The sequence below is a fragment of the Salmonella sp. NW884 genome (assembly GCF_051700745.1).
Lineage (GTDB): Bacteria > Pseudomonadota > Gammaproteobacteria > Enterobacterales > Enterobacteriaceae > Salmonella > Salmonella enterica.
In genome coordinates this window covers 265,295-281,894 of record NZ_JAMMDE010000002.1, presented here as the reverse complement: position 1 = coordinate 281,894, position 16,600 = coordinate 265,295, and the positions used below count along the sequence as shown (strand labels likewise).

Sequence of the window (16,600 nt, the reverse complement as noted above, 5' to 3'; positions counted from 1 at the left end):
AGCCCTTAGCGCCGCTGCCCGGCAACATGGCATAACGACAACACAACATGCACTCCCGGAATGATGAAAAAATTACTCGCGCTTGCTGTTATTGCGCCGTTGCTCATCTCCTGCTCCAGTTCGACCAAAAAAGGCGAGACGTATAATGAAGCCTGGGTCAAGGATACCAACGGCTTTGATATTTTGATGGGGCAATTTGCCAACAATATTGAAAATCTGTGGGGATATAAGGAAGTCCTGATCGCCGGGCCGAAAGACTACGTCAAATATACCGATCAGTTCCAGACCCGTAGCCACATCAACTTTGATGATGGGACCATTACCGTTGAAACCATCGCCGGGACGGAACCTACCGCACATCTGCGCCGGGCCATTATTAAAACGTTGCTCATGGGTGACGACCCAACCTCCGTCGATCTTTACTCCGATGTCGATGACATAAAAATTTCTAAAGAACCCTTTCTGTATGGTCAGGTCCTCGACAATACCGGCCAGCCTATTCGCTGGGAAGGCCGCGCCACGACATTCGCGGATTACTTGCTGAAAACGCGGCTCAAAAGCCGCAGTAACGGCCTGCGTATTATTTACAGCGTCACCATTAATCTGGTGCCGAACCACCTTGATAAACGCGCGCATAAATACATTGGCATGGTACGCCAGGCCTCCCGTAAATACGGCGTTGACGAGTCGCTGATTCTGGCGATTATGCAAACGGAGTCCTCGTTTAACCCGTATGCGGTCAGCCATGCGGATGCGCTGGGCCTGATGCAGGTGGTGCAACACAGCGCCGGGAAAGATGTTTTCCGTTCTCAGGGTAAGTCCGGCACGCCAAGCCGTAACTTCCTGTTCGACCCCGCCAGCAATATCGATACCGGCACAGCGTATCTGGCGATGTTGAATAATGTCTATCTGAGCGGTATTGAGAATCCGACGTCGCGGCGCTATGCGGTCATTACCGCCTACAATGGCGGCGCAGGCAGTGTATTACGCGTATTCTCGAACGATAAGATTCAGGCCGCGAATATGATTAACCGCATGTCACCGGGGGATGTGTACCAGATATTAACCACCCGACATCCATCTGCGGAGTCGCGCCGCTATCTGTATAAGGTGAATTCCGCCCAGCGATCGTATCGCCGCCGATAAACCATCGCATCCCGCCTCTGGCTGGCAAATGACAGAGGCGGGAAAGGCAAAAGTGTTAACTCCGTCACCCTTTTGCTTTGCAATCAGAAATTGTTTGCAAATATTTGTCACAGGTAACAAAAAAAGCCCGCCTCTCATTGATAGAATCACACCAAATCACAACGGCAAATGTGCCTTTTAAAACATTCATCCGCTCTCAGGTGTGAGGAAATTAACATGAATCTTAAGCTGCAGCTTAAAATACTCTCTTTTCTGCAGTTCTGTCTGTGGGGAAGCTGGCTCACTACCCTGGGCTCGTATATGTTCGTCACCTTAAAATTTGACGGCGCATCTATTGGCGCAGTTTATAGTTCACTGGGGATTGCCGCCGTCTTTATGCCGACCTTGTTAGGCATTGTGGCTGACAAATGGCTGAGCGCGAAATGGGTCTATGCCCTGTGTCATGTCGTCGGCGCCATCACGCTATTCATGGCCGCGGAAGTCACTACGCCTGGGGCGATGTTCTTTGTGATCCTGCTTAACTCGTTGGCCTATATGCCGACGTTGGGCTTGATCAATACTATATCGTATTACCGCCTGCAGTCTGCCGGCATGGATATTGTGACTGACTTTCCGCCTATCCGTATCTGGGGCACCATTGGCTTTATTCTGGCGATGTGGGGCGTGAGTTTCTCCGGTTTCGAGCTGAGCCATATGCAGCTTTATATCGGCGCGACGCTTTCCGTTCTGCTGGTACTGTTTACCTTTACCCTGCCGCACATTCCGGTGGCGAACCAACAGAAAAACCAGAGCTGGACATCAATGCTGGGCCTTGACGCTTTTGCGCTGTTTAAAAATAAGCGGATGGCGATTTTCTTCATCTTCTCCATGATGCTGGGCGCGGAACTGCAGATCACCAACATGTTTGGCAACACCTTCCTGCATAGCTTTGATAAAGATCCGCTATTCGCCAGTAGCTTTATCGTGCAGCACGCCTCGGTGATGATGTCGATTTCGCAGATTTCTGAAACGTTATTCATCCTGACCATTCCGTTCTTCCTGAGCCGTTATGGTATTAAGAACGTTATGCTTATCAGTATTGTGGCGTGGATGCTGCGTTTCGGCCTGTTCGCTTATGGCGACCCGACGCCGTTCGGTACCGTTCTGCTGGTATTGTCGATGATTGTGTACGGCTGCGCCTTCGACTTCTTCAATATTTCTGGCTCGGTGTTTGTCGAAAAAGAAGTACGCCCGGAAATCCGCGCCAGCGCGCAGGGGATGTTCCTGATGATGACCAATGGCTTCGGCTGTATCCTTGGCGGCATTGTGAGCGGTAAAGTGGTGGAGTATTACACTCAAAACGGCATTACCGACTGGCAGACCGTGTGGCTCATCTTCGCAGGCTACTCGCTGGTGCTGGCCTTTGCGTTCGTAGCCTTGTTCAAATACAAACACGTTCGCGTTCCGGCAAGTTCGCAACCCGTTGCACATTAATCCTTGCCCTGTTTCGCAGGCCGGATAAGGCGTAAATGCCTTATCCGGCCTGCAGGCAACGTTACTTTAAAACATATCCATACAAGCGTTGAATTCCATCGGCATCGGTCTCGCTATACACTCCCTGCAATTCCGGCGAAAAACCGGGCAACAGATTGATGCCCTCTTCCAGCGCCAAAAAATAACGCTGCGCCGCGCCGCCCCAAATCTCCCCCGGCACCACGCACAGTACGCCCGGCGGGTATGGCAATGCCCCCTCGGCAGCAATACGCCCGTCCGCCTCGCTGATACGCACCAGCTCTACATCGCCGCGAATAAAGGCGCTGTTGGCGTCCTGTGGGTTCATCGCCACATGCGGCAGGCTTTCTTTGCGGAACATCGCTTTTTGCAGATCCTTAACGTCAAAGCTAACGTACAGGTTGTGCATCTCCTGACATAGCTCACGCAGGGTGTAATCGCGGTAGCGCACCGGGTATTTCTGAAAAACCGTCGGCAATACATCCGCAAGCGGCGTATCGTCTTCAATGTGCCGTTCAAATTGCGCCAGCATCGCGACCAGCCGCGCCAGTTTCTCTTCGCTCTCGGCGGGTGTCAGCAAGAACAGAATCGAGTTGAGATCGCACTTCTCAGGCACAATACCGTTCTCACGCAGATAGTGGGCGAGAATGGTCGCCGGGATGCCGAATTCGGTGTATCGCCCACTATCGGCATCAATACCTGGCGTGGTCAGTAACAGTTTACAGGGGTCGACAAAATACTGGTCATCCGCATAGCCCTCAAAGCCATGCCATTTCGCCCCGGGCTCAAAACTGAAGAAACGACGATTGCTGGCAATGGTCTCCGTCGGATATGCCTGCCACGGCTTGCCGTCAACCACCAGTGGGATAAAGGGCTGAAGCAGTTTGCAACGGGCGAGAATGGCTTTACGCGCGTCAATACCCAGCGCAACGCACTCCGCCCACAGGCGGCGACCGCTCTCCCCTTCGTGGATTTTGGCATTGATATCCAGCGCCGCAAACAGCGGGTAGAACGGACTGGTCGAGGCGTGCAACATGAAGGCGTTGTTCAGGCGTTTGTGCGGGCAAAAACGCGCCTGGCCGCGAATATGGTTATCTTTTTTGTGGATCTGCGAGGTTTGTGAGAACCCCGCCTGTTGCTTATGTACCGATTGGGTCACAAAGATCCCAGGGTCGTTTTCATTAAGCTCCAGCCGCAACGGCGAGGTATCCGCCATCATATTGATAAACTGCTCATAGCCTACCCACGCGGAGTCAAACAGAATGTAATCGCAGAGATGCCCGATTTTATCCACCACCTGACGGGCGTTGTAAATAGTGCCGTCATAGGTACCCAGTTGAATGATCGCCAGGCGGAACGGACGCAGCGCATCGGCGCTTTCCGGCATCACGTCACGAATCTGGTCGCGCAGGTACGTTTCATCAAAACAGTGCGCATCAATGCCACCGATAAAACCAAACGGGTTACGCGCCGCTTCAAGATAGACTGGCGTCGCCCCGGCCTGAATCAGGGCGCCGTGGTGGTTGGATTTGTGATTATTACGATCAAACAGCACCAGATCGCCGCGCGTCAGCAGGGCGTTGGTGACCACTTTATTCGCCGCCGAAGTTCCATTCAGCACAAAGTAGGTTTTATCCGCATTAAACACTTTTGCCGCAAATTTCTGCGCGTGTTTGGCAGAACCTTCATGTATTAGCAGATCGCCAAGTTTCACATCGGCGTTACACATATCCGCACGAAACAGGTTTTCACCAAAAAAGTCATAAAAATGGCGGCCTGCGGGATGTTTTCTAAAAAACTCGCCATGCTGGTGCCCCGGACAAGCAAAGGTACTATTCCCCATGTCGACATATTGGGTCAGGGTGTCATAAAAGGGCGGCAGAAGTTCCGCTTCGTAGCGACTGGCGGCGTTTTCCAACTCCAGCCATTCCTGCGCGTTCCCGACTATTACCGCCGTAACGCCGACAGGCGCGCTGACGGGTTCATCCGCAAGCATAAACACCGGCAGGTGAAAACCGGTGCGTTTAAGCAACGCCAGAATACCGCTACGGCTGTCGGCAGTGGTAATGACGACTGCGGCCACATCGGTAAAGTCGGTACTGTCCAGCGCCACTACGTTTCGGTGGGTGGATAGACGGGGGATGAGTTCACCGCTGGCGGCAATATTCATTGATTTCATAAGCGCAAATACCCGTTTCGGGAGTAGAGTAACCCCGGACAAGGCCCGATGCCTTGCCCAACGAGATGCCGGGTCAAACTGGATACCAGCTCCGACCGCCAGACATCAGTAAAAACAGACTGTTTCTGATTTTACTGTTGTCCTGCAGTGAGCGTGCGCTGCCCTCACCGCATAGCGGGGATGACAAAAAAAAGGAAAGAAAGGGGCAAACCTCGCGCAGTCAGGCGACAGTGAAGACAATATAAAGGCGCTATGTTCATCCCGGCGAGCCCCATGCTGGCAGGAGAAATTTCGCGCAATCATGGCACCTTTCACCAGACGGCGCAAGGTAAAATCAGCGCTCTATACGTCACAGATAATCAAGCTATTAACAGCTTAATCGCGTGATAATAAGGCAATTTGAAAGACAAATAACAGGAGTCATTGTGGTAATTGGACCTTTTATTAACGCTGGCGCAATTTTATTCGGCGGCGTTATTGGCGCGCTGTTAAGTCAGCGTCTGCCAGAACGGATTCGCGTCTCAATGACGTCTATTTTTGGTCTGTGCTCTCTGGGAATTGGCATTCTGCTGGTGATGAAGTGCGCTAATCTTCCGGTGATGGTGCTGGCGACGCTGGTCGGCGCGCTTATCGGCGAGTTTTGTTTGCTGGAAAAAGGCATTAATGGCGCAGTTGCGAAAATCCAACAATTATTTATGGCATCGGGTAAGAAGCCAACACACGACTCATTTATTCAAAGTTACGTCGCTATCATTGTACTTTTTTGCGCCAGCGGCACCGGTATTTTCGGCGCGATGCATGAAGGGATGACCGGCGATCCAAACATTTTGATCGCTAAATCTTTTCTGGATTTTTTCACTGCCATTATTTTCGCCTGTTCGCTTGGCATCGCCGTTTCGGCGATTTGCGCACCGATGTTGATTATCCAGTTAACGCTTGCCGCCTGCGCCACTCTCATTCTTCCGCTGACCACGCCGGCAATGATGGGCGACTTTAGCGCTGTGGGCGGACTGCTGCTGGTGGCAACCGGCTTGCGTGTATGTGGAATCAAAATGTTTCCGGTAGTGAATATGCTTCCGGCGCTGTTGCTGGCGATGCCGATCTCCGCCGCATGGGCGATGTTTTTTGCCTGATTCTGCGTGCAATAACAACAAAGTGGTGATAGATTGTGCAGTCTACGTTGATTTGAAGAAATTTCGTTGACGAAGCGAGGCGATTACGGTTTAATGCGCCTCGTTGCCCGGATAGCTCAGTCGGTAGAGCAGGGGATTGAAAATCCCCGTGTCCTTGGTTCGATTCCGAGTCCGGGCACCACCTTTCTTTTTTTATGCTTCCTGATAAATCCCCTTGTGTTTTTAATTCAATGAGTTAGCGTGGAAATCTTTTCAGGTGCGTTTTGATTTATCCCTACATATCCGGAAAATTGTGGGTCAGATTAAGGGTTCATTCAGTTCGATGAACGAAGAGACCCTCATATTAACTGATAGCAAGATCTGCGCCGCGCCCCTCGAAAAACCCTACAAAAATCACCGATTCACAAATTCTGTACCTGACGGCTCTAAGCTATGGTATTTCCGCTATCGCTTCGGCGGTAAAGAAAATCGTCTGACTTTCGGCCCCTATCCGCAGGTTACGCTGGCAAAAGCCCGCGAAAAGCACGATGCCGCGCGTAAGCTGCTGGTATCGGGTATCTGCCCTTCTCTGATGCCAGTGAGCGTCAAGGAGCGCAACGGCGTGCGGGCGGCGTATGTACATGGAGGCGCGTATGGAGATGATGCAGTGTTGGTCAGATTATCTGGACGTGAGCCGCGATGGGGACGTTGCGCCCTATATTTATGCCCGGCAACATAGCGTATATTTAAGACTTATGAACTGATTGCAGAATGTCTAAGCCGGGATTATCTGCCACAGTCATGTCTGGTCATTTGTTACATCAACACGGCGACAGTTTCCTGCCGCTGTGAATTAACCTTTTTGATGTCCTGAATTTAGTTTCTCCTGCCGCATGGTTAACTCGTCCATAAAATAGCGTGCAACTGCGGGCATTCCTTTGTTCGCTGGGAATAGTGCATAAATCTGTCTTGGCTGGCCAGACCACTCGGGGAAAAGTTGTACCAGTCCCCCGTTTTGCAATTCTTCCTTGCAGGCCGGAAACGGTAACAAAGCCACACCATTGCCGCCAGCGACTGCCTGTAACAGAACCCGCAGATTATTGGAATACAAACGGGGGGAAAGTGACAGGGTGATTTCCTGACTCCCATTGATTAAATGCCACGATTGCATACGACCGTCGGCCAGTCTCACCATTGCCGGAGCCCTGTGAAGATCTCCAATGGTCTTTAAATCAGGATGTTGCTCGACCCACTGGGGGCTGGCAACCAGAATATCGTATAGCGTATTGATTTTTTTGTAGTGCAATGAAGAATCAGGCAATGCCCCTGAACTTACTGATAGCGCAATATCAATACCTTCTGCAATCATATCCACCGGGCGATTGACAGCAAGGAGTTGCACATTTGCCAGCGGCCAACGGGCAATAAATTCGTTGATGAGTGCTCCCAGCCACGTTTCTGCCATGAATACCGGGGCACTGATCCGTAATGTCCCCTGTGGATACTCCTGTACCGCCTGAACAACAGCGCGGGCTCGCTCACTTTGATTTACCAGCGCCTGACACTCCTGCGCAAATTGCTCGCCGACTTTGGTCAGCGCAAGGCGTCGGGTTGTCCGCTGAATCAGATGTACACCAAGCTGTTCCTCTAATGCCGACATCCGTCGACTTAGCACCGATTTGGACACTTGCGCACGTATTGCCGCCCGGCTGTAGCTTCCTTCTTCTGCAATCAGGGCAAAATACCAGTAATCATTCCAGTCAATCATGATTGTTCTTTTATCGCAACAATGAAGTTCAATTTCGTCTATTTAAACACCATTTTAAGAACGGTTAAACTAGCCACACGTTTTAAATGAGACGAACACCATGAAGATCCTCCACATTGACAGCAGCCCTATGCTCTGCAACTCCAGCTCACGAAAGCTGAGCCTGGCGCTGACAAAAGCTATCTGCCAGCGCTTTCCGAATGCCAGCGTGACATACCGCGATCTCGGACGGACACCGCCACCCCACTTACGCGAAGAGACATTTCTGGTGCTTGGGGGAAAGTTAATGTCTACAGACGCACAAACGCAAAGTGAAGTGGAGGGTATCAGAAACGCGATCGCGGAGTTGAGCCTCTGCGATATATTAGTAATAGGTGCACCAATGATTAACCACTCTGTCTCCTCGGGTCTGAAAACCTGGATAGATCAGGTTTGCCAGGCTGGTCTGACATTTCGTTTTACCTCTGCGGGTGCAACGGGATTACTGACCGACAGGCCAGCATTTATTGTCTCCACGCGTGGTGGAATTTATTCAGATACCAGGCATCGGGAATTAGATCATCAGGAAAGCTATCTGCGGTCAACGTTAAATTTGATGGGGATCACTAACGTCCATATATTGCCCACCGAAGGAGTGGATAAAACCGTACCAGGCAGATCTCTGGCAGAAAAAAACTCGCTGGCGCAAATTCCCTATATGCTGGCTCATGCTTTTAATCGATAGGTTTATTAATATGAAAGGAATTCTTATGAATATCAGTAAAAAAATTGTCACCTCTTTTTTCTTACTCTCTTTATTTGGGCAGACATCCATTGCTGCAACAGAAATTAGTCATCCAGAAACAGACATGAAAGAAGTTGCTCATGTTAGTGTATCATCCATAAATACAAATCCTGAAAGCATCATACAACTCCTTCAGAATAAAACTGAAGCGTCAGGTGCTCATTATTATCGAATCACTTCATTTCATATCGATAATCAATCACACGCCACCGCTATTCTTTATAAATAATCACAATTACAATCAATCGTAATTATTATCCAGGACACGGGTAATTGCCCGTGCCTGCTAAAAAAACAGGCCATTATGAAAATAACGTATTTTGTGAGTAGCTTAACATTACTCACAGCAAGTCTTATTTTTGTCTTATCAGGTGAAATATTCCACGCTGAAACATCTAAAATCTTTTGGCTGTTTCAGCAAAATTTTCTCTTTTTTAGTGGGTGCATCGCATGGTGTTTTATGACATTAGCTATGTGTCTGATTTTGCGTTCACCCTGGTTGAATCGAATCCTGAAAGGTCTGGATAAATCATGGGGTTTACACAAACAAGCTGGTATTATCGCAACAGTCTTTACGCTGGCGCACTGGCTGGACGAAAAAATACCTCACTGGCTGGTGCAAAATGGCTGGCTTGCTCATCCAGGATCACTGGGAAGTGTTCAGATAAGCTCATGGCAATCTCAACTGATCTATGCAGGATTGTTAGCTGCTGAATGGTCTGCATACCTGATGATAGGGTTGGTGCTGGTTTCTCTTGTAAAAAAAATCCCTTATAACATTTTCCATTTTATACATCGTCTGTTTCCTGTTTTTTACCTGGCTACTGCTTTCCATATTTTTACCGTTCTATTTAAAACATATTGGTGGAATTCACCTGCGGGCATTCTGCTGGTAATAGTGAGTATCCCTGGTATTTATGCTGCCGGCCTTTCGCTATTTAATATGATTGCTTATAAAAACAAACGCGTTGCGATCATCACAAACATCGACTATTACCCAAATGATATTATAGAAATAACTCTACATACTGACACCCCTCTATTGCATACACCAGGGCAGTTTTCATTTTTAACATTTCAACATGATGCAGAGGCACACCCATTCACTATCGCCTCTTATTACCAGGATAAAAAACACTTGCGTTTTGCCATTAAAGCATTAGGGGATCATACACATTCACTAAAGAAAGAATTAAAAATTGGACAGGACGTGATTGTTGAGGGCCCCTGGGGTTATTTAGACTTTAATATTCAATCTGAGCGTCAGGTCTGGGTTGCGGGAGGGATCGGTATCACTCCTTTTATATCTCAGCTGGAATATTTAAAATACTCAGGCCACCCACTCTGCCCTATTGATTTATGGTATTGCGTTGGTCAGCATGATGATTTGCAGTACCCTGTAAATCTCGATTTGTTATGTACAGCGGCAGGTGTGACTTTACACCGTATCGATGCCGGGATGAAACTGGAAGCCAAACATATTATGATGGAAAGCGATAATAGCCAAAACGTTCACGTCTGGTTTTGCGGACCCGCAGGCTTTGCGAAAAGTCTATTATCCGGACTACAAAAGTACGGGATATCAGAGAAAGCCTTTCATTATGATCGTTTTAATATGCGTTAATTATTGATGAGAAAATTCATATACATATTTTTCGCAGGCCACCTCGGCATTGGTTTACAACAAATCGAAGAAACCGAATCTCAGAAATAGCCCTGTAATTCATTTTCCGGACTACTGGCACAATGCGCTCCGGATGTTGAGATAAGTAAAGAAGCTCATGAGTGGGTTAATACTCCTCTGGTCAGAAAAGGGATTATGTAAATAATTAAGGGGCGCCACTGCGGCGTCCCTTAGATATGAAAAAGAGGTCGCGTCCCTCCACACCGTTTCCATTACTACGTAATGATCGATAAAGACGGGTTATCTTCGGCTTTGTTGAATAAATCGAACTTTTGATGAGTTCACAGATTACCATCCCCCCGCACTTAATGCGGGAAAAGATTAATGGTATATGATAGAATTGATGCTATTAATGGTGAACCACCATATGATAATTATGGTTTCCAGTGCTTGCCTATATCTGGGGAAGTAAAAAATATACACAATAGTTTAAACACTAATGAGATTACATTTTCAACATTGGTCACAGAAAACGGCCACCCCAAAATGATACTATCCTAAGAGAGCCGGTTTGCTATCAGGTAGCAGAAAAACCCATTAGAAATATAATTGCGCGTTTTTCTGTATTTTTATGCCCTTTACTATTTATATATGTATTCTATCAAATGGTGAAACGTATTATCAGACTTTTTAAGTGGCGACACAAAAAGAAAAACCATGGAATATAATGAAGGTACTTTTAAATATATGCTCAAAAAAAATCATTGGCGCTCTCGCGTCAATTATTGGTGGGCTACTTGTTTTTTTATGTGTCTATTGGTTATTTCGTCTGGATACCTGGACAGAACGAGGGATTTATATAGGCGCCTCTATATTTTTGGCTCTTATTCTCATAAAAATACTATCATTTTTCAATGATGAATAGACGGCAGGAAAAAACCGTGAGTGCCTCACACCGATTCTCACTGGGTGTCAAATTTCGAAAGTCTGCTCTGCTGATACCCTATATAGAAGAACTGGTTTAACAATTATCAGACAGTAGCAGGAATCGAACCCACACCAGGCAAATCACGTAGATAATTCTGTAAGGGTTAGTTTTGTGGTGGTCTTGATAAACGGTCAAAAATAGCTTTAACAGTCCATTAGCCCAAAGGACTTCTCCGAGTCCGGGCACCAACCATTCAGATGCGGACGCCCTATGTCGTCCGTTTTTATTTATAAAATCAACAGGTTACTCCGCTATTCATGTTCACTACTGTTCATTAAAATATACTGGCAGCCACCGCTTTTTGTGGGTAAAAACGCCGGTTTTCTGCATAGCGCATGACGCTATTGAAACGTTATTTAGCAAATCCTGTCTGAACCAGAAATTAAGTCTCTGTTAACCTGCGCTATTACAGAAAATCATAGAACAGGCGTCTCAAAAGAATATCGTCCTGAAGGACGAGAACCCACGGCATTTTCAGGAGATGAGTCAACCGCGACAGAAAAAAAATTATATTAATAATTTTTAATTATTTTTTATAAAACTAGAGATAATTTAAATTAAAATTGTTTTATTTCAAATAGTTATAAAAAATACCGCAACACGCGTCACATTATTAACATGTGAATGATTGTGTTAACTTAATGTAAATTGTATGTTTCAACATACCACTATTTTACTGCGTCCCGGCGCGCTCATCCGGATGGAAGGAGATAACATGTCAGCCTTATCAACTACTGGCCATAATGACGGGATCACTCTCCATTGCTTACAGAGCATTGCGCAACTCATTCCTCTGTCGTCGGCGGTTTTTTATCGTGTTAATGCTTATTTAAAGCCAGAAGCCTATGTTTTACATAACATTTCTAATAGTACACACCAACAATATCTGGAGCATTTTCAACCATTAGACCCGCTATCGCCTTCCCGGTTCGGCCAACAGGTTGTTACCGTAGCGACGATGACGCCCGGTATCTGTGCCCGTCATCGCCATTATTATCATGAATTTATGCTACCTAATCATGTGTGCGACATGATTGAGATCTTTATTCGTCGGGGCCATCGTATTATCGCGGGCATTTCATTAATGCGCGATATACCTTTTTCCAGCGAAGAGCGTTTGCGAGCCCAGGCAGTACAACCATTACTGGGACTGGCAATTCATGATTCTCTTCAGGAAGACAACAATCTGACGTCAATATTGACCGCCAAAGAGCGTGAAATTGTGGGAATGGTCTGCGAAGGGGCCAGCAACAAATTGATTGCCCGTCAGTTGAATATTTCTCTCTCAACAGTGAAAACGCATTTACGTAATATTTTTGCTAAAACAGAAGTGATAAATCGCACGGAACTGGTTTCCCGAACCAGAATGTCCTCGGTACAAGATTCACTGAATATGTGAAAGCGTTCTTTTTAACCCGCGTCAATTGCGGGTCTTTTCCCCATATGTCATATATGCCTGAATTAATACAACCCTCTGAGCTGATGCCGCAATAAAATGTCATATTATCTGGCGTCGGCATCCTGTTGCAGCCATTGATTCATGGCCTGATTGATCATATTTATCACACTAAGCAGAAGAACACGCTGGTGCCGCTCAAGCCGCAGATAACGGCGCAGCGGCGGCATTTTACAAACCACTTCGCTAGCAGCCCATAGCTCAATGCCGCAATACCATTCCTTATGATGTAAAACCAGAGTAAACCGACGATAATCCAGTTCACTCAGAGCCTGTTGTAAATTGGGGAAACGATTAAGATAGCTAATCAGCCCGGCGGTACTTTTACTGCCAGTAAAAATGACGGGATAACGTTTCAGCCATCCGGGCTGATGAGCGCGAATTTTGCCCTGCAAAGGATAATTGATTGTGCCTTTCACCCTGAATTCACAACTGTGAATACTGGCCATGAATAACCGTTTTTGCTGAACATGGCAGATAACCTGGGTAAATGCATTCAGATGCAGCACGGCGCTATGTTCGGTCAATTTTTCACAACGCCAGCCGCTCAAATCACGTAACACCATATTCATTAATGCGTTCTTAAACCAGGGGACGGAGGACATCTGGCGTCATCTCTTCATTGTTTCGCTTTTCATAATTGCCCATCGCCCGTTCCACGACCTCTTCTACCGGAAGCGGGAGGAAAGGATTAACCCGTTGCACACATAATGTCCAGAATAAGGCATAGGCGGCAGTCAATCCAAGCATAATACCGAATGGTATAAGTACATCCCGACTGTTCATTCCTGGAGGCGCGATATTAATAATGGCGATAATAATACCCACGCTCGAAATAATCTGAGGTAAGGGAAACCAAGGGGCCCGGTAAGCGCGGGGCAAATCGGGGCGCCGAATACGTAAGATAACGACCGATAACGTTACCAGCAGATAAGCTACTCCCCAGGCGCAGACCGCAGCGAGGATCAGCGGAACAATGTGGTCGATATCACCGTTCAGATACCAGGCATGTAAACAGGGAATCGCAACACCGAATGCGATGGCGATGACCGGTGTTTTAAAGCGGGGGTGCAACCAGGTCAGAAACCGCGGCAAAGCGCCGTCCAGCGCCATGCCGTATATAATACGCGGTACTGCCGCCATTAGCGTATTAATCGTCGCACATCCCGCTAACAACAACCCCACGCCCAGCCAGTATTGCCCGGCATGTCCCATGACACGATTGGCAAAGGCGGGAATAGCCATCGGCGTATCCAGTAAAAAGATATGGTTTGCCGCATCGACCACCACATTATTTACCTGCCGGTTAATCGCAGCGCCATAGAGGAACATACAACCTGCCACCGCTAAAAGGCCAAGCGCCATCGCTCTGGGAATCGTACGATGCGCTTTTTTAATTTCCGGCGCCATTGGCGTGACCAGTTCACAACCGACGAACATAAACATCGCCATGCCAATATAACCAAACAGACCAGAAAGATTACTGACATCAAGCGGTGCGCCAAACCACCCGGAATGATGAGTGACCGGGGATAACAGGATCCCGCATAAACCGAAGATGGTCAGGGTAGTCCACATACCGAATGTAAGAAACACTTCCACCTTGCCAAATACTTCAACACCAATGGCATTCAATAACCCGAAAACCACTACCATGCCGACGCCAACCATCCAGGTATTGTGCTGCATGGCCACGTGTTCGCTAACGGACTCAAAGTTCACCAGCGCCATGACGCCAGCGAGAATCGTTTCTGCCGTGCCGGCAAAAATGTGTACGATCAGGTAAGCGCAAAGCGCACCGGTGATAGCGAAAAAACGCCCCATCCCGCAGGAAATATAGTCGTAGACGGAGCCAGTCGTGGGAATAAGCGTTGCCGCTTCGGCAAAGGTGGTAATCTGCGCTTGCATCATAATAAATGCCAGTAATACCGCAAGGGCAAAGGTATCTCCCCCTGAGCCAAAACCATTGGTCACGGTCAGGATCACCGGGCTTGCCATAATCAGCCCGACGGAGCTGGCAAGCGTCGTGGGGAAACCAATAACGCCACGTTCAAGATGGCTGGCAAGTCTGTTTTTAAACATGGTCAACCTCTTCACTATTATTACAACAATAAATTACCGCTCCGGAATAACGTTTATTTATGGCAGGCATCCCATCCAGCGGGTATCGTCCTGAAGAGGGATAACGGTAAATAAATTTGTGACGCCGTCCCCGCACGCGCTAATAGCAAGTGGGGAGCGTGTTATTCCCCCCACTGATGCCAACGCTACTGACGAACAATTAAAGGATTCAACCCTGCTTATGGCTTTCAACTTTTGCCAGATAATGTTTTACAAAACGGGGCGTTAAAACTTTCCATGCCACTTCGGTTCCCTGTTCAACAAACCAACTATCGCCTGGGGAAAAACGTATCGGTTCCTGACCCGCAACAGTGAGTTCCACTTCCCCTTCCAGCACGGTTGCGTGCTCGGTAAAGGGATAAATCATCGTGAAACCGCCTCGGGTCGATGAAAACAGTCCACAGGTAAATACGTCCTCAGGTTTACCGTAAATCATCGCAACGGCGACCTGGGGATCGCCTTCTGTTGGCAACGCCCCCAACAGGCTGACACTCCCGACTGGCTGTAATTCAGGAACAGGTTGATTGAGTTTAAAAGCGTGCATTAATGTTCTCCTGGTTAATTCCGGCCTTTCCAGAAACCGGCTGTTTGATGTATCAGTTTTCCCGCACTGACCAGTAATAGACGTAGACTGTCGCGACCATAAATTGTCGCGTGGGGAATGCTACTCATCAGACGATACCGCTCGGAACCGCCATTTATTCCTTCGGCCAGGATTTTGCATACAATATGGGAAGGCGTGACGCCAAATCCGGAATAACCCTGAACATAAAAAACATTATTGTGTTCACGAAGCGTGCCAATCTGCGGAAACAGATTCGCGCTACAGGCCATCGGTCCGCCCCAGGCAAAATCGATTTTAACGTCTTTCAAATAAGGGAAGACCTCCGTCAACAGAGTGCGGTTCCAGGCAGCAAAATCGTGCGGGGTATATTCAAGAAACCTTGTGGCGCTACCAAACAGCAGACGGTTTTCTTTTGTGAGACGGTAGTAATTTATCACCGGGCGGATATCACTAAAAGCCCCGCGCAAGGGACTGATCCGCTCAACAAGCTCGCTGGAGAGAGGTTCTGTAGAGACCTGATAAGAATAAGTAACCAGCGTTTTCTTATAAATTTCTGGTTCCAGATTATTGAGAAAACTATCACAGGCCCACAGCAATTTGGCCGCTTTTACGCTGCCCATCGCAGTACGTACCCGCACAGTTTTACCGTAACTGACCTCAACCACAGGTGAATATTCGAATATCTTCACCCCCAGCGAATTCGCAGCCTGAGCGGAGCCCAGCAATAAATTCAGCGAGTGGACATGCCCTCCCCCCATATGCTTGAGAACACCGCAGTAGACGTCGGAACCGATAACCTGCTGCACGTCTTTACCGGTATAGAGTTCAATATCGTCTTCCGGCGTAGCGGCTTTGAATTCTTTTTCCCATTGTTGCAGCGTTTTTAACTGCCGCTGGTTGTAGGCCAGATAACCATATCCGGGGACAAAATCAGCATCAATATGGTATTTACGAATTCGCTCCCGAATAATGCCTGCGCCGAGGTTCGAGATTTTAAACAGCGTCTCCATTCCCGCTGCGCCTACATATTTTTTAACGGCTTCGATGTCGTGACCTATACCGGCCATCACCTGACCGCCGTTTCGCCCGGTGCCGCCATACCCAAGATGGCGGGCTTCCAGAACGACAACATTAGTGATCCCCTGCTCCGCCAGTTCCAGCGCGGTATTGATGCCTGAAAAGCCACCGCCAATGATCACCACATCGGCATCAATATCGTCTTGCAGAGCAGGAAAATGCAACGGGTATTTTTTCGTCGCGCCGTAGTAATTCAACGCATCGATTTTTGTATTCATCGCGTTACCTTGTCATCACGCTTGACTAAGACCGCTATCACAGCACGGTAACGTTTTACAAAATATCGTCC

13 protein-coding genes, 1 tRNA gene and 1 pseudogene are annotated in these 16,600 nt (G+C 47.9%); 9 read left to right on the top strand and 6 right to left on the bottom strand.

Annotated features, from left to right (window positions below; translation table 11 throughout):
* Positions 1 to 60 precede the first annotated feature (60 nt).
* On the top strand, positions 61 to 1,146 hold the full coding sequence (mltC, locus tag NA197_RS05830; RefSeq protein WP_000976289.1) for a membrane-bound lytic murein transglycosylase MltC: 1,086 nt from the start codon (positions 61 to 63) through the stop codon (positions 1,144 to 1,146).
* A 216-nt stretch (positions 1,147 to 1,362) separates the two neighbouring features.
* On the top strand, positions 1,363 to 2,619 hold the full coding sequence (locus NA197_RS05825; protein WP_001049804.1) for a nucleoside permease: 1,257 nt from the start codon (positions 1,363 to 1,365) through the stop codon (positions 2,617 to 2,619).
* Positions 2,620 to 2,680: 61 nt separating this feature from the next.
* Here the strand turns inward: NA197_RS05825 and NA197_RS05820 are convergent, their stop codons facing one another.
* Complete coding sequence (locus NA197_RS05820) at positions 2,681 to 4,816, bottom strand: ornithine decarboxylase (protein WP_064043145.1); 2,136 nt, start codon at positions 4,814 to 4,816, stop codon at positions 2,681 to 2,683.
* A 425-nt stretch (positions 4,817 to 5,241) separates the two neighbouring features.
* On the opposite strand from NA197_RS05820, the gene NA197_RS05815 reads away from it, so the two are divergent.
* From NA197_RS05815 to NA197_RS05805, 3 genes and pseudogenes are all read left to right on the top strand, one after another.
* The gene (locus tag NA197_RS05815; protein WP_000234466.1) at positions 5,242 to 5,949 is read left to right on the top strand and encodes a DUF554 domain-containing protein; all 708 of its coding nucleotides are present in this window, start codon (positions 5,242 to 5,244) and stop codon (positions 5,947 to 5,949) included.
* Positions 5,950 to 6,054: 105 nt separating this feature from the next.
* A tRNA-Phe gene (locus NA197_RS05810) sits at positions 6,055 to 6,130 on the top strand.
* Positions 6,131 to 6,289: 159 nt separating this feature from the next.
* Positions 6,290 to 6,517, top strand: a pseudogene (locus NA197_RS05805) (Arm DNA-binding domain-containing protein); the annotation flags it as partial.
* Positions 6,518 to 6,781: 264 nt separating this feature from the next.
* On the opposite strand, the gene NA197_RS05800 reads toward NA197_RS05805, so the two are convergent.
* A complete protein-coding gene (locus NA197_RS05800) occupies positions 6,782 to 7,696 on the bottom strand; it encodes a LysR family transcriptional regulator (protein ID WP_023233786.1) in 915 nt (304 codons plus the stop codon).
* Between the two features lie 100 nt (positions 7,697 to 7,796).
* Between NA197_RS05800 and NA197_RS05795 the strand changes: the two genes are divergently transcribed.
* From NA197_RS05795 to NA197_RS05780, 4 genes are all read left to right on the top strand, one after another.
* The gene (locus NA197_RS05795) at positions 7,797 to 8,420 is read left to right on the top strand and encodes an FMN-dependent NADH-azoreductase (protein ID WP_064043146.1); all 624 of its coding nucleotides are present in this window, start codon (positions 7,797 to 7,799) and stop codon (positions 8,418 to 8,420) included.
* A 25-nt stretch (positions 8,421 to 8,445) separates the two neighbouring features.
* Entirely contained in the window at positions 8,446 to 8,709 is a 264-nt protein-coding gene (locus NA197_RS05790) for a YdgH/BhsA/McbA-like domain containing protein (RefSeq protein WP_001027081.1), read from the top strand.
* Positions 8,710 to 8,784: 75 nt separating this feature from the next.
* Positions 8,785 to 10,104: a ferredoxin reductase family protein gene (locus NA197_RS05785; RefSeq protein ID WP_064043147.1), complete on the top strand. Its 1,320-nt coding sequence runs from the start codon at positions 8,785 to 8,787 to the stop codon at positions 10,102 to 10,104.
* Between the two features lie 1,703 nt (positions 10,105 to 11,807).
* A complete protein-coding gene (locus NA197_RS05780; RefSeq protein ID WP_023233782.1) occupies positions 11,808 to 12,491 on the top strand; it encodes a helix-turn-helix transcriptional regulator in 684 nt (227 codons plus the stop codon).
* Positions 12,492 to 12,595: 104 nt separating this feature from the next.
* Here the strand turns inward: NA197_RS05780 and NA197_RS05775 are convergent, their stop codons facing one another.
* The 4 genes from NA197_RS05775 to NA197_RS05760 form a co-directional block, all read right to left on the bottom strand.
* Positions 12,596 to 13,153: a DUF3156 family protein gene (locus tag NA197_RS05775; RefSeq protein WP_023233781.1), complete on the bottom strand. Its 558-nt coding sequence runs from the start codon at positions 13,151 to 13,153 to the stop codon at positions 12,596 to 12,598.
* On the bottom strand, positions 13,131 to 14,630 hold the full coding sequence (locus NA197_RS05770) for an APC family permease (RefSeq protein ID WP_064043148.1): 1,500 nt from the start codon (positions 14,628 to 14,630) through the stop codon (positions 13,131 to 13,133). Before NA197_RS05770 ends, NA197_RS05775 begins: the two co-directional genes overlap by 23 nt.
* A gap of 208 nt (positions 14,631 to 14,838) precedes the next feature.
* On the bottom strand, positions 14,839 to 15,213 hold the full coding sequence (locus NA197_RS05765; protein ID WP_000542982.1) for a cupin domain-containing protein: 375 nt from the start codon (positions 15,211 to 15,213) through the stop codon (positions 14,839 to 14,841).
* Between the two features lie 14 nt (positions 15,214 to 15,227).
* Complete coding sequence (locus NA197_RS05760) at positions 15,228 to 16,529, bottom strand: NAD(P)/FAD-dependent oxidoreductase (RefSeq protein WP_001092814.1); 1,302 nt, start codon at positions 16,527 to 16,529, stop codon at positions 15,228 to 15,230.
* Between the last annotated feature and the right edge of the window lie 71 nt (positions 16,530 to 16,600).

What these genes read in the sequence shown, in the direction of transcription:
- NA197_RS05775 (WP_023233781.1), bottom strand. Translation starts at nt 13,153, where the DNA reads ATGTCCTCCGTCCCCTGGTTTAAGAACGCATTAATGAATATGGTGTTA.
- NA197_RS05780 (WP_023233782.1), top strand. Translation starts at nt 11,808, where the DNA reads ATGTCAGCCTTATCAACTACTGGCCATAATGACGGGATCACTCTCCAT.
- NA197_RS05760 (WP_001092814.1), bottom strand. Translation starts at nt 16,529, where the DNA reads ATGAATACAAAAATCGATGCGTTGAATTACTACGGCGCGACGAAAAAA.
- mltC (WP_000976289.1), top strand. Translation starts at nt 61, where the DNA reads ATGATGAAAAAATTACTCGCGCTTGCTGTTATTGCGCCGTTGCTCATC.
- NA197_RS05800 (WP_023233786.1), bottom strand. Translation starts at nt 7,696, where the DNA reads ATGATTGACTGGAATGATTACTGGTATTTTGCCCTGATTGCAGAAGAA.
- NA197_RS05825 (WP_001049804.1), top strand. Translation starts at nt 1,363, where the DNA reads ATGAATCTTAAGCTGCAGCTTAAAATACTCTCTTTTCTGCAGTTCTGT.
- NA197_RS05765 (WP_000542982.1), bottom strand. Translation starts at nt 15,213, where the DNA reads ATGCACGCTTTTAAACTCAATCAACCTGTTCCTGAATTACAGCCAGTC.
- NA197_RS05820 (WP_064043145.1), bottom strand. Translation starts at nt 4,816, where the DNA reads ATGAAATCAATGAATATTGCCGCCAGCGGTGAACTCATCCCCCGTCTA.
- NA197_RS05785 (WP_064043147.1), top strand. Translation starts at nt 8,785, where the DNA reads ATGAAAATAACGTATTTTGTGAGTAGCTTAACATTACTCACAGCAAGT.
- NA197_RS05795 (WP_064043146.1), top strand. Translation starts at nt 7,797, where the DNA reads ATGAAGATCCTCCACATTGACAGCAGCCCTATGCTCTGCAACTCCAGC.
- NA197_RS05790 (WP_001027081.1), top strand. Translation starts at nt 8,446, where the DNA reads ATGAATATCAGTAAAAAAATTGTCACCTCTTTTTTCTTACTCTCTTTA.
- NA197_RS05770 (WP_064043148.1), bottom strand. Translation starts at nt 14,630, where the DNA reads ATGTTTAAAAACAGACTTGCCAGCCATCTTGAACGTGGCGTTATTGGT.